The organism is Enterococcus sp. DIV0086, assembly GCF_050498705.1.
Lineage (GTDB): Bacteria > Bacillota > Bacilli > Lactobacillales > Enterococcaceae > Enterococcus > Enterococcus faecalis.
The window spans coordinates 1,070,532-1,082,905 of sequence record NZ_JBNIDN010000001.1 but is presented as its reverse complement, the minus strand read 5'-3'; the positions used below and the strand labels follow the sequence as shown (position 1 = coordinate 1,082,905).

Sequence of the window (12,374 nt, the reverse complement as noted above, 5' to 3'; positions counted from 1 at the left end):
AATGACAACTGAACATAAATCTGGTTTCGTAGCCATTGTCGGCAGACCAAATGTTGGGAAATCAACATTGTTAAATCGAATTGTCGGCCAAAAAATTGCAATTATGAGTGACAAAGCACAAACAACTCGTAATAAGATTCAAGGAATTTATACAATTCCTGAAGCACAAATTGTTTTTATCGATACTCCAGGGATTCACAAACCTAAACACCGCTTAGGCGATTTCATGGTGGAAAGTGCCTACAATGCGATGCGTGAAGTAGATGCTACTTTATTTATGGTAAGTGCTGATCAAAAACGCGGGAAAGGTGACGACTTTATTATTGAACGATTGAAAAATAATAATAGTCCAGTCTACTTGATTATTAATAAAATTGACAAAGTCCATCCAGATGATTTATTGAGTATTATTGAAGACTATTCGAAACAAATGGACTTTAAAGAAATTATTCCCATTTCTGCCACTGAAGGAAATAATTTTGAGCATTTGATGGATGTTCTCGTTGAGCAAATGCCAGAAGGACCACAATATTTCCCTGATGACCAAATTACGGATCATCCAGAATATTTTATCGTTTCCGAATTAATTCGTGAAAAAGTGTTACTTTTAACAAGAGATGAGATTCCTCATTCTGTCGCTGTCGTTGTGGACTCAATGAAACGAGATGAAAACGATAAAGTCCATGTCCAAGCAACCATTATTGTGGAACGGGACAGTCAAAAAGGTATCATTATTGGCAAAGGCGGAAAAATGCTGAAACAAATTGGTACCAAGGCGCGTCAAGATATTGAATATTTATTAGATGACAAAGTGTATTTGGAGCTGTGGGTAAAAGTCCAAAAAGACTGGCGTGACAAAAAAATCTATTTACAAGATTTTGGTTATCGCAAAGAAGAATATTAAGAAAGTAGTGTTTGGGAAGCGAGTGTATAAACGAACTTTCCAAACACTACACTAATTTACATAAGAAATGGAAGTGAATTGAATGGCATTAGGGGAGACCAAAGGCATTATTTTATTTACGAAGGATTTTAAAGAGAAGGATAAACTCGTCAAAATTTTTACAGAATCCTATGGGAAATTGATGTTTTTTGTGAAAGGTGCGCATCGAAAAAATAATCCTCTTTTGCCAGCGATTCTGCCATTTACAGAAGCCGTCTACATCGGAAATTTTAGAGAAGAAGGCTTATCTTTTCTCAATAGCAGCAAAGAAGTTCAACCTTTTCGAAACATTCAACAAGACATATTTATTAACGCATATGGAACATATATTTTAAACTTAGTCGATGCAGCAATTGAAGATCAGCACTATGACCCTAATTTATTTCAATTTACCCACATGGCATTATCCGCTTTAAATGAGCAAAAAGATCCGGAAATCATTACAAATATTTTTGAAATTCAATTGTTAGAACGGTTTGGTGTACGACCAGAATGGCATCATTGTGTGGCTTGTGGCGAAACACAAGGGAAATTTGATTATTCCTCAAAATATAGCGGTGTGCTTTGTGAAAAACATTGGCATTTAGATGAACAGCGCTACCATGCAGATCCTAGAGCAATTCATTTTATTCGCTTATTTTCGCAAGTCTCCTATGAAAAAGTCCAAAACATTCAAGTAAAAGAAGAAACTAAGAAGAGTATTCGAGAAACGATTGATATGTTATACGATGAATATGTTGGTTTGCACTTAAAAAGTAAAAAATTTATTGATCAAATGAAAACGTGGGAAAATACGTTAAAAATTCCGCCACGAAAGAAGGAAGAATGATGTTTTGAGTAAGCTGTTTTTAAATGAGTTGACTAGTTTGTATGGTTAGTATTTTGTATGTTTTAATTGTGTTGGTATGTTTTGTTGCTCCGATTACTTTGACTCTTTATAATGTTTATTTCTTATTTAAGAGAAGTCACGAGTCCAGATTTGAACCAGCGATTGAACGTTGGACGTGGAGTTTAGGAATCATTCTTTCGTTAGTTTTTGTTCGTTTTATGTACATGTTCAAAGGAGATTGGCAAGAAGTGCTAATTAATGGTGCTACCCATAATCCAATTGCTAGTGAAGAACAACCCGTTATTTTATGGCTCATTGTGATTGGATTGACTGGTTATTTTTTGTTGAAATTTAGTAAGGAAAAAAGGTTGCCGCCATTAGTGATGGTTTTTGCAATTGCAGGAACGTACATTGGTATTTTTGTTGCAGCCATTTGGATTGTGCAACTATCGAACCATATCCTAGTCGTTATTTTTCTTGGTTTACCTGCTTTTAATTTTATTTTATTGGCGTTGAGAACAATCAAAGAACAAATCGTTGCTTGGCAAGGAGATCATACCCGTGTCGAAAAAACAGGTATCTTAGCAAAAGTATTAATGAACAGTTTAAATTGGTGGTGGCTGGCGTTTATTTTCATGTTACCTATTCTAGGGATTTTTTTAGCAGTACTTATTTTATTCGGACAACGACCAGATGCAATGGTTCGAGCTTGGACAGAAACTAGTGATTGGGCATTATCTCAAAAAATCTCACCGCCAAATGTTCAAGTGGATGAACATTATTTATGTACGGTTGCTGCCTGTGGACACCGAAACTTTGTGAAACCACAGCGAATGGGCATTCGTCATAATCATCAAGTGGTTGTGAACCGACAACTTTGTGTTGCAAATGCTTTTGAACAAATTTTAGAGGAAAAAGTCCCGAAAACTCATCGGTTTATCCGTAAAAATTATGACACTTACGGTTTTCCGATAGCTAAAAAAATCCATTCTCCCTATGTGGCAGATTTGGTTTATCTGATGATGAAACCAGCAGAATATTTCTTTTTACTAGTGCTTTATTTGGTGGATATCAAACCAGAAAACAGAATTGCTTTGCAATATATCACAAAGCCCAAAAATTTCTGAAACAGTTCAACGTTTTTCTAAAAAAAATTTGACAACTTCCCTCAGACACCGTATTATGATAGAGAAGTTAAATACGTACGAAGAAAAAGAGAAGTAAAAAGAACCCTCTGTTAAGCGAATCTGGGAGAGTGGGAGCCAGAAACACGGAACTTTTGAAAGGCACTTTGGAGTACGACAAACGAAGCTGCCGATGAACACATCGGAAGTAGGGTGGAACCGCGATAATTATTCGTCCCTATGTCTATTAATAGGCATGGGGACTTTTTGCATGTTCCTCACTGCGACTGACACAAAGTGTCAGAGCAGATGTGGAACAGCACAAGGTGACCAAAGGGAACGTTGTAACCGAATAAAAAAAGCAAACAGTTAACACCAAAAGAAAAAATAGTAACGTTTATTCAAAAAAGCTCAATTGGCGCAAAGGCGACAGAGTAGATGATGAACAGCATAAAAATTATCCCATTCTACAAAATTGTTTTTCTGTAGCCCTTTTTAAATTTACATTCCCGAAGCAAAGCCAATCCCTATGTCTATAAAAAATATTCCAAGGAGGAAAACAATGAAAAACAAGTTAACCGTACAAGAAATGATTTTAACCTTGCAAAAATTTTGGTCATCTAATGGCTGTATGTTAATGCAAGCCTATGATACAGAAAAGGGAGCCGGCACCATGAGTCCTTACACGTTTTTACGTGCCATTGGACCTGAACCATGGAATGCTGCCTACGTAGAACCTTCTCGTCGTCCAGCTGATGGACGCTATGGTGAAAATCCAAACCGTCTATACCAACATCATCAATTCCAAGTTGTAATGAAGCCTTCTCCTGAAAATATCCAAGAACTTTATCTAGAAAGTTTGAAATTATTAGGAATTGATCCATTAGAACATGACATTCGTTTTGTAGAAGATAACTGGGAAAATCCCTCAATGGGTTGTGCTGGTTTAGGTTGGGAAGTTTGGTTAGATGGCATGGAAATTACCCAATTTACGTATTTCCAACAAGTCGGGGGCTTACAATGTCATCCTGTCACTTCTGAAATTACTTACGGGTTAGAACGCTTGGCATCATATATCCAAGAAGTCGAAAGTGTCTATGATTTAGAATGGACACAAGGCGTTAAATATGGTGAAATTTTTGTTCAACCTGAATATGAACATTCAAAATATTCCTTTGAAATTAGTAACCAAGAAATGCTTTTAGAAAACTTTGACAAATTTGAAAAAGAAGCTAAACGCTGTATTGAAGAAAGTTTAGTTCATCCAGCCTATGATTATATTTTAAAATGTAGCCATACATTCAATTTATTAGATGCTCGCGGCGCTGTCTCTGTAACGGAACGTGCAGGATATTTAGCCCGCATTCGGAATATGGCTCGTTCCGTAGCGAAAATTTTTGTGGCTGAACGTGAAAAATTAGGGTTCCCATTATTAAATAAAGACCAACACGTATCCAAGGAGGCAGAATAACATGGCAAAAGATTTATTATTAGAAATTGGCTTAGAAGAAATGCCCGCACATGTTGTCACACCAAGCCGTATCCAACTTGAAGAAAAAGTAATCAAATTTTTAGATGAACATCATTTAGACTATGAAACAGTGCAATCCTTTGCCACACCTCGTCGTTTAGCCGTGAAAGTAACTGCGATTCCTGAAAAACAAGCGGATGTTGAAGAAGAAGTAAAAGGTCCAGCGAAAAAAATTGCTTTAGATGCTGAAGGAAATTGGTCAAAAGCTGCACAAGGTTTTGTACGCGGCCAAGGAGTTACAACTGAGGACATTGTTTTCAAAGAATTAAATGGTGTCGAATATGTCTATGTGACGAAGTTTACCAAAGGCCAAAGTGCCAAAGAAGTATTAACAAAATTAAATGACGTGATTACAAGTCTAACTTTCCCGGTAACAATGCACTGGGCAAACTATGATTTCGAATATATTCGTCCAATTCACTGGATTGTGGCACTACTTGATGATGAAGTAATTCCTTTCAAAGTGTTAGACGTGACAACAGGGCAAACTTCTCGTGGCCACCGTTTCTTGGGAGACGATGTGACGTTCCAACATGCTAATGAATATGAAGCAAAATTAAAAGAACAATTTGTAGTGGTTCAACCGAATGAACGGAAACAAATGATTGTTGATCAAGCGAACGCTCTCGCTGCAGAAAAAAATTGGCAGTTAGCTTTAGATGAAGAGTTATTGGAAGAAGTTACGAATTTAGTGGAATATCCAACTGCATTTGTAGGCAGTTTTGATGAAAAATATTTATCTGTTCCAGATGAAGTATTAGTGACTTCTATGAAAGAACACCAACGTTACTTTGAAGTTCGTAACGACCAAGGCTTATTAATGCCGCATTTTATCGCTGTTCGCAATGGGGATAATGTTCACCTTGAAAACGTGATTAAAGGAAATGAAAAAGTGTTAATTGCTCGTTTAGAAGATGCAGAATTCTTTTACAATGAAGATAAAAAATTAACGATTGAAGCATGTGTTGAAAAACTAAAAAATGTGACTTTCCATGAAAAGATTGGTTCAATTTATGAAAAAATGCAACGGGTTGCTTTAATTGCACAAATCATTGGTAGAAAAGTTGGTTTATCTGAGGAGGAATTGGAAGATTTAAAACGTGCCTCTGAAATTTATAAATTTGACTTAGTAACAAATATGGTTGGTGAATTCCCAGAATTACAAGGAATTATGGGAGAAAAATATGCCTTATTGCAAGGCGAAAAACCAGCCGTAGCAACGGCGATTCGAGAACATTATCTACCAACTTCCAGTGAAGGTGAATTGCCAGAAACAGCAATCGGGGCTGTTTTAGCCTTAGCCGATAAGCTTGACAGCGTCTTTTCATTCTTCTCAGTTGGTATGATTCCAACAGGTTCTAACGATCCTTATGCACTTCGTCGTCAAACCTATGGCGTTATCCGAATTATTGAAGATAAAGGCTGGAGCTTCCCATTAGTCCAATTACAAACAGAAGTTGATGAAGCAGTGAATCAAGATGTTGAGAAATATGGCGTTTTACTAAACGAAGGACAAGCAGAAGTCGTTGAATTTGTGAAAGCTCGCTTACGTCAATTATTAATGACGAAAAATGTTCGCCATGACATTATCGATGCAGTGGTGTCTGCTGAGCAAGCCGATTTATCGAAATTATTTGCTTCAGCGAATATTTTAAAAAGCCGTTTTGAAGATCAAGATTTTAAACCATCAATGGAAGCCTTAACGCGTGTTATTAATTTAGCGAAAAAAGGTCAAGAACTTTTAGGTGATACTGAAGAAGGGATTGATCCAAGTCTGTTTGAAAATAAGGCAGAAAAAGAACTGTATCAAGCGGTTAACGATTTATCTGAAGCTTTTGCGACACGCACGATTGCAGAAAACTATGAAGCACTAGTAAATCTACGTCCGTTAATTGATGCGTACTTCAATGAAACGATGGTTATGGTTGAGGATGAAAAAGTCAAACAAAACCGATTAAAACAATTAATGCAAATTGCTAAAATGGCGTTATCAATTGCTAGCCTAGATTTATTAATTGTAAAATAAAAAGCGCTGCTTTTCGACCGCTAAGGAGGAACCGACAGCATGCTAGAAACAACATTTGAACAAATTTTAACACAATTATCAAAGCCAGCTGTTCGTGCGCTAACGAATGAAAAAATCGACAGTGTGGATGAACTCTACGCACGAGGCCGAAAAGCGTTACTTTCGTTGCATGGCTTTGGTCCAAAGTCTATTAGAACTATTGAAGAGATGACTGGGAAAGAATTGAAGTAAAAAAAAGGATCGCCGTTTAGAGGCGATCCTTTTTTTATTTACGTTTTTGTTTTCCAGCATTGCGACCTTTATTGCCGTTTGCTTTTGGTTGGTTCGTTTTTTGCGTTACTTTGTTTGTTTCTTTTGGTGTCACATCCTTAATAGGAGTAACCACTTGTTTTGGTGGGTTATTTTTCAATTCTTCTTGTACTTGTTTTTTAATTCTTGGACGTAAGAGGATATTTGTGATGGCAGATTGAATACATGTGAAAATACCACCAACTACCCAGTAAAGCGCTACGCCTGCAGGTGAGCTAAAGGACATGAAAACAATCATTAATGGTGAAACAATCAGCATTGATTTCATTGTTTTCTTTTGTTCTTCAGGAATACCAATCATTGAAATATAACCTTGAGCTAAATAGGCTAAACCAGCTAATGCCACTAAAATCATATTTGGTTGCCCTAAATTCATTCCTAAGAAGCTTGCCGTGGCAATACCTTTTGTATAACGAGCAGCAAAGAACAGAGATGAGAAAATAGGCATTTGAATTAATAAAGGCAAACAACCAATTCCGCCAACCATACTCACATTGTTTTCTTTATAAATCTTTTGTAGTTCTGCTTGTGCGGCCATTTGTTCTTCACGCGTACTTGCTTGTTTCATTTTTGCTTGTGCAACATCCACTTGGGGTTTGATTGCTTGCATTTTTTCCGTTTGGATAAAGCTTTTTTTCGATTGATGTAAGCCTAACGGTAAAATAATGATCCGTACAATAATGGTGATAAAAATAATCGCCCAACCATAGTTCCAATTAAAGTTATCGACAAGATAAGTAATTGCATTACTCATCGGTAAAACAAGGAAGTTATAGACAAAACCTTCACCAGTTGGTTGTCCATCTGCTCCTGTTTTCACACAGCCTGATAAAAACATTACTAAAAATAGTAAGCCAGAGCCGTAAAGCCATCGGTTTAATTTACGCATGTAATTCGGTCCTTTTCTAAAAAATTTTTACATGGTTAACTATACTTGAAACAGCGCTCTTTTTCAATCAAAATCGAAAAGAAGCTCTTACAAAAATTGATAAAAAGCAGGAACTACTTGCTGTTCAAGGCTTCTTCCCAAAGAAATCAATCGTTAGAAAGTAAGTTTATTGGATTACTTTAAATTGTTCCGTTTCTTCTAACAAAGGGTCTTCTTGAATATCAACATACGTTACACGTCCCGCTGGACTGGGGGAATCTTTGATTTTTTTGATAAATGTTTCCATTATGTCTTCAGGTGCAATTGCTGTGATTGAAACGGACCCGTCGTCTTCGTTCCTCACTGAACCAGTGACACCTAATTGATCTGCCACCATTTTGGTCATGTAGCGGAAGCCAACACCTTGGACACGCCCTTGTACATTCATTCTTAGTTTTTCCATGAGAGACACTTCCTTTGCTTTTTTCTTTATGATAGCGATTTTTCTTGGTTCTAGCAAGTATCCAAGCAAGCTAGAAGCATGCTATAATACAAAGGCGAGGTGACTTATGAAAGAAATTACATCAACGAAAAATAACCAATTAAAAGAATGGAAAAAATTACACAAAAAGAAGTACCGAGAAGAACTGAACCAATATATAATAGAAGGATTTCATTTAGTTGAAGAAGCTGTGAAGGCCAATGCCGATGTCCAGTGGATTTTGTTTAACCAAAGAGGTCAACAAGAATGGGGAACTTGGTTAGCTGAACAAGAAACAGAAAAATTAATTTTTGTTAGTGATGAGGTTTTAAATAGCTTGTCGGAGCTGCCAACTTCACAAGGAATTTTGGCAATTGTCACCTTGGAAACGCAACAAGAGCAGTCGCTTTCTTTTAAAGGTGGTTGGTTACTTTTAGATAATATCCAAGACCCTGGTAATGTTGGTACGATGATTCGCACAGCTGATGCAGCGGGTTTAGCAGGCGTGATTTTAGGTAAGGGCACAGCAGATATTTACAATACAAAAGTGTTGCGCTCAATGCAGGGAAGTCACTATCATTTACCAGTTCTCCAACGAGAGTTGACTGAAGTGGTTCAGGCATTCAAGAAGCAAGGACTACCAGTTTTCGGTACAGAATTAAATGAAGCTGCGATTGCTTATTATGAACAAGAGGCAGTGGAAAATTATGCGTTGATTTTAGGCAATGAAGGTAGTGGAGTTTCGCCAGAATTGTTAGTAGAAACCACGAAAAATCTTTATATTCCAATGAAAGGTCAAGCAGAATCATTGAATGTCGCTATCGCAGCGGGCGTGTTAATGTTTTATTTTGAAAATAATCAATAACAGAAACGAGTGTCAAAAAATGCTGACTATCAAAAAGACAACCCAGTTAACAGAAAAAGAATTAGAAACCATTATGGCTATTTGGCTGCAAACGAATCTAGAAGCTCATCCATTTGTCGCACCAACTTATTGGCAAGAAAATAAGGCATTTGTCCGCGCTGCGTTACCAAAAGCAACACTGATCTTAGCAGAAGAAGAGGGTCAGATAATTGGGTTTTTAGGCTTAATGGATAACTATATCGCAGGAATTTTTATAAAAAAAGCGTTTCAAGGGAAGGGCATCGGTCAGAAATTACTGCAAGTAGCAAAAGAAGAACAGGACCTCTTATCTTTGGCTGTTTACAGGAAAAATCAAGCAGCTTATGCCTTTTATCAAAAACAAGGCTTTGTCCAACAAAAGCGAACCATCGATGAAACGGGAAACGAAGAATGTCATCTTGTTTGGCAAGCGCAGTAGGAGCGACATTTCTAGTTTTAAGGCTTGCTATTTTTCTGAAAATATCTTATACTGTTAAAGGTGTGATTTTCACACACGAAATTCACATTCTTTTCCATCTGCGAAGTGGTGCTACTACGGTAGTTCTTCAAGGAGTTGACGAAAAGAAGAGGAAAATAAAAACCAAACTGGAGGAAACACAACATGGCAGTAATTTCTATGAAACAATTACTAGAAGCCGGCGTACACTTTGGTCACCAAACTCGTCGCTGGAACCCAAAAATGAAGAAATATATCTTCACAGAAAGAAACGGTATCTACATCATTGACTTACAAAAAACAGTGAAATTAGTAGATGCAGCTTACGATTACATGAAAAACGTTGCAGAAGAAGGCGGCGTTGCTTTATTCGTAGGAACTAAAAAACAAGCACAAGAAGCAATCAAAGATGAAGCAATCCGCGCTGGTCAATACTATGTAAACCATCGTTGGTTAGGTGGTACGTTAACTAACTGGGATACAATCCAAAAACGTATTGCTCGCTTGAAAAAAATCAATGCAATGGAAGAAGACGGCACTTTCGAAGTTTTACCTAAGAAAGAAGTTGCTGGCTTAAACAAAGAACGTGAACGTTTAGAAAAATTCTTAGGTGGTATCGCTGATATGCCAAGAATTCCAGATGTAATGTACATCGTTGACCCACGTAAAGAACGCATTGCTGTTCAAGAAGCACACAAATTAAACATTCCTATCGTTGCAATGGTTGATACAAACTGTGATCCTGATGAGATCGATGTTGTAATCCCTTCAAATGATGATGCAATCCGCGCTGTGAAATTAATCACTGCTAAAATGGCTGACGCTTTCATCGAAGGTAACCAAGGGGAAGACCAAGCAACTGAAGAGTTATTCGTTGAAGAAACACCAGAAGCAACTTCAATCGAAGAAATCGTTGATGTTGTTGAAGGAAACAACGAATCAGCTGAATAATAATGATTACGGAGCTGTCTCAAAGGCTAGGCGACAAAAAGCCTGATTCTCCTTTGAGATAGCTTTTTTAAAAAGAATTGATAATATCCGAGGAGGACACAAATAATGGCAGACGTTACAGCTAAAATGGTAAAAGAATTACGCGATATGACTGGCGTTGGAATGATGGACGCTAAAAAAGCATTAGTAAAAGTAGAAGGCGACATGGAAAAAGCCGTAGACTTTTTACGTGAAAATGGTATGGCTAAAGCAGCGAAGAAAAATGACCGCATTGCGGCTGAAGGTTTAGCAAACGTAGCAACTGTAGGTAACGTTGCAGCAATCGTTGAAGTAAACTCAGAAACTGACTTCGTTTCTAAAAACGAAATGTTCCAAGATTTAGTTAAAGATATTGCGACTAAAGTTGCTGAAAACAAACCAGCTACGATGGAAGAAGCAATGGCTATTAAAACTGAAAAAGGCACAATCGAATCTGATTTAATCGAAGCAACAACTGTTATCGGTGAAAAAATCAGCTTCCGTCGTTTTGAAGTTGTCGAAAAAGCTGACAATGCTGCATTTGGCGCTTACTTACACATGGGTGGCCGTATTGCTGTATTAACAGTTATCGATGGCACAACTGACGAAGAAGTAGCGAAAGATGTTGCTATGCACATCGCGGCAATCAACCCTCGCTATGTCAACGAATCTCAAATTCCTCAAGAAGAATTAGAACACGAAAAAGCTGTGTTAACTGAACAAGCATTAAACGAAGGTAAACCAGCAAATATCGTTGAAAAAATGGTTGTTGGTCGTCTACAAAAATTCAAAGCAGAAATCGCTTTGGTTGACCAACCATTTGTTAAAGATCCAGATATGACTGTCGAAAAATTTGTTGCTTCTAAAGGCGGCGAAGTGAAATCATTCGTACGTTTTGAAGTTGGCGAAGGTATCGAAAAACGTGAAGATAACTTTGCGGATGAAGTAATGAGCCAAATGAAAAACTAAGAGCATCAAACGCTCGGTTGAAAAGCCGTGAATCATAAGTATCTAAACAGACAGCGATCCCCAAAGGAAGCTGCATAAATTGATTACTGCTTGATTCAAGGCAGTCTTTCAGCCATTTGGGAACGCATAACTTTGATATGCGCTCCCTTTTTTTAGGCAAAACCAGTGGATCGCACTGCTTGGTCTAAAAAATCATTTTGGTGAAAAGTCATCTAAATGAGGAATTGAATGATTTTTAGAGAATCTTGGAGGGAATTATGATGGTTAAACCTAAGTATCAACGTGTCGTATTAAAGTTAAGTGGAGAAGCGCTAGCCGGAGAAGACGGTTTTGGCATTAAACCACCAGTCATTAAAGAAATCGTCCAAGAAATTAAAGAGGTCCATGAATTAGGTATCGAAATGGCCATCGTGGTTGGCGGCGGAAACATCTGGCGTGGACAAATTGGTGCTCAAATGGGCATGGAACGTGCACAAGCTGATTATATGGGCATGTTAGCTACTGTGATGAATGCCTTAGCATTGCAAGATACATTAGAAAATCTTGGTGTGCCTACACGTGTTCAAACATCAATTGAAATGCGTCAAATTGCAGAACCATACATTCGTCGTCGTGCAGAACGTCATTTAGAAAAAGGCCGCGTTGTTATTTTTGCCGGAGGAACAGGAAATCCTTACTTCTCGACAGATACAACGGCTGCGTTACGAGCTGCAGAAGTAGATGCGGACGTCATCTTAATGGCGAAGAACAATGTTGATGGTGTTTATTCTGCGGATCCACGTGTGGATGAAACAGCGACAAAATTTGAAGAACTAACACATTTAGATGTTATTTCTAAAGGGCTGCAAGTAATGGATTCAACAGCTAGCTCATTAAGTATGGATAACGATATTCCTTTAGTTGTCTTTAACCTAAATGAAGCAGGAAATATCCGTCGTGCCATCCTTGGTGAAAATATCGGAACAACTGTAAGGGGGAAATAAAG

General features: G+C 37.6%; 13 protein-coding genes. 11 read left to right on the top strand and 2 right to left on the bottom strand.

What is annotated here, in order from left to right; translation table 11 throughout:
- The first annotated feature begins 1 nt into the window (after position 1).
- From era to IGI63_RS05050, 6 genes are all read left to right on the top strand, one after another.
- Positions 2 to 904 (top strand): GTPase Era, encoded by a 903-nt coding sequence (era, locus tag IGI63_RS05075; protein WP_002359745.1) that lies wholly within the window; start codon positions 2 to 4, stop codon positions 902 to 904.
- 82 nt (positions 905 to 986) lie between these two features.
- The gene (recO, locus tag IGI63_RS05070; RefSeq protein WP_002362690.1) at positions 987 to 1,772 is read left to right on the top strand and encodes a DNA repair protein RecO; all 786 of its coding nucleotides are present in this window, start codon (positions 987 to 989) and stop codon (positions 1,770 to 1,772) included.
- A 41-nt stretch (positions 1,773 to 1,813) separates the two neighbouring features.
- A complete protein-coding gene (locus IGI63_RS05065; RefSeq protein WP_002362694.1) occupies positions 1,814 to 2,899 on the top strand; it encodes a DUF6688 domain-containing protein in 1,086 nt (361 codons plus the stop codon).
- Between the two features lie 559 nt (positions 2,900 to 3,458).
- Positions 3,459 to 4,367, top strand: coding sequence for a glycine--tRNA ligase subunit alpha (glyQ, locus tag IGI63_RS05060; RefSeq protein ID WP_010706545.1), 909 nt, complete (start codon positions 3,459 to 3,461; stop codon positions 4,365 to 4,367).
- Between the two features lies 1 nt (position 4,368).
- On the top strand, positions 4,369 to 6,453 hold the full coding sequence (gene glyS, locus IGI63_RS05055) for a glycine--tRNA ligase subunit beta (protein ID WP_429975441.1): 2,085 nt from the start codon (positions 4,369 to 4,371) through the stop codon (positions 6,451 to 6,453).
- 39 nt (positions 6,454 to 6,492) lie between these two features.
- A complete protein-coding gene (locus IGI63_RS05050) occupies positions 6,493 to 6,684 on the top strand; it encodes a DNA-directed RNA polymerase subunit alpha C-terminal domain-containing protein (protein ID WP_002356753.1) in 192 nt (63 codons plus the stop codon).
- A gap of 34 nt (positions 6,685 to 6,718) precedes the next feature.
- On the opposite strand, the gene yidC is transcribed toward IGI63_RS05050, so the two are convergent.
- Both yidC and IGI63_RS05040 read right to left on the bottom strand, forming a co-directional pair.
- A complete protein-coding gene (gene yidC, locus IGI63_RS05045) occupies positions 6,719 to 7,651 on the bottom strand; it encodes a membrane protein insertase YidC (protein WP_002356755.1) in 933 nt (310 codons plus the stop codon).
- A gap of 166 nt (positions 7,652 to 7,817) precedes the next feature.
- Positions 7,818 to 8,093 carry an acylphosphatase gene (locus tag IGI63_RS05040; protein ID WP_010706543.1) on the bottom strand — a complete coding sequence of 92 codons (276 nt, stop codon included), beginning with the start codon at positions 8,091 to 8,093 and terminating at the stop codon, positions 7,818 to 7,820.
- 106 nt (positions 8,094 to 8,199) lie between these two features.
- On the opposite strand from IGI63_RS05040, the gene IGI63_RS05035 reads away from it, so the two are divergent.
- The 5 genes from IGI63_RS05035 (at position 8,200) to pyrH (ending at position 12,372) form a co-directional block, all read left to right on the top strand.
- Positions 8,200 to 8,976, top strand: a complete 777-nt coding sequence (locus IGI63_RS05035) for a TrmH family RNA methyltransferase (protein ID WP_429975440.1) — start codon at positions 8,200 to 8,202, stop codon at positions 8,974 to 8,976.
- 19 nt (positions 8,977 to 8,995) lie between these two features.
- Positions 8,996 to 9,433, top strand: coding sequence for a GNAT family N-acetyltransferase (locus IGI63_RS05030; protein WP_002367049.1), 438 nt, complete (start codon positions 8,996 to 8,998; stop codon positions 9,431 to 9,433).
- A 183-nt stretch (positions 9,434 to 9,616) separates the two neighbouring features.
- Entirely contained in the window at positions 9,617 to 10,402 is a 786-nt protein-coding gene (gene rpsB, locus IGI63_RS05025) for a 30S ribosomal protein S2 (RefSeq protein ID WP_002356759.1), read from the top strand.
- Between the two features lie 105 nt (positions 10,403 to 10,507).
- On the top strand, positions 10,508 to 11,389 hold the full coding sequence (gene tsf, locus IGI63_RS05020) for a translation elongation factor Ts (RefSeq protein ID WP_002356760.1): 882 nt from the start codon (positions 10,508 to 10,510) through the stop codon (positions 11,387 to 11,389).
- A gap of 260 nt (positions 11,390 to 11,649) precedes the next feature.
- Positions 11,650 to 12,372 carry a UMP kinase gene (gene pyrH / locus IGI63_RS05015; protein WP_002356761.1) on the top strand — a complete coding sequence of 241 codons (723 nt, stop codon included), beginning with the start codon at positions 11,650 to 11,652 and terminating at the stop codon, positions 12,370 to 12,372.
- The last annotated feature ends 2 nt before the right edge of the window (positions 12,373 to 12,374 follow it).

Bases quoted from the DNA above. Each gene is read 5' to 3' on its own strand.
- era (WP_002359745.1), top strand. From the start codon at position 2: ATGACAACTGAACATAAATCTGGTTTCGTAGCCATTGTCGGCAGACCA.
- recO (WP_002362690.1), top strand. From the start codon at position 987: ATGGCATTAGGGGAGACCAAAGGCATTATTTTATTTACGAAGGATTTT.
- IGI63_RS05065 (WP_002362694.1), top strand. From the start codon at position 1,814: ATGGTTAGTATTTTGTATGTTTTAATTGTGTTGGTATGTTTTGTTGCT.
- glyQ (WP_010706545.1), top strand. From the start codon at position 3,459: ATGAAAAACAAGTTAACCGTACAAGAAATGATTTTAACCTTGCAAAAA.
- glyS (WP_429975441.1), top strand. From the start codon at position 4,369: ATGGCAAAAGATTTATTATTAGAAATTGGCTTAGAAGAAATGCCCGCA.
- IGI63_RS05050 (WP_002356753.1), top strand. From the start codon at position 6,493: ATGCTAGAAACAACATTTGAACAAATTTTAACACAATTATCAAAGCCA.
- yidC (WP_002356755.1), bottom strand. From the start codon at position 7,651: ATGCGTAAATTAAACCGATGGCTTTACGGCTCTGGCTTACTATTTTTA.
- IGI63_RS05040 (WP_010706543.1), bottom strand. From the start codon at position 8,093: ATGGAAAAACTAAGAATGAATGTACAAGGGCGTGTCCAAGGTGTTGGC.
- IGI63_RS05035 (WP_429975440.1), top strand. From the start codon at position 8,200: ATGAAAGAAATTACATCAACGAAAAATAACCAATTAAAAGAATGGAAA.
- IGI63_RS05030 (WP_002367049.1), top strand. From the start codon at position 8,996: ATGCTGACTATCAAAAAGACAACCCAGTTAACAGAAAAAGAATTAGAA.
- rpsB (WP_002356759.1), top strand. From the start codon at position 9,617: ATGGCAGTAATTTCTATGAAACAATTACTAGAAGCCGGCGTACACTTT.
- tsf (WP_002356760.1), top strand. From the start codon at position 10,508: ATGGCAGACGTTACAGCTAAAATGGTAAAAGAATTACGCGATATGACT.
- pyrH (WP_002356761.1), top strand. From the start codon at position 11,650: ATGGTTAAACCTAAGTATCAACGTGTCGTATTAAAGTTAAGTGGAGAA.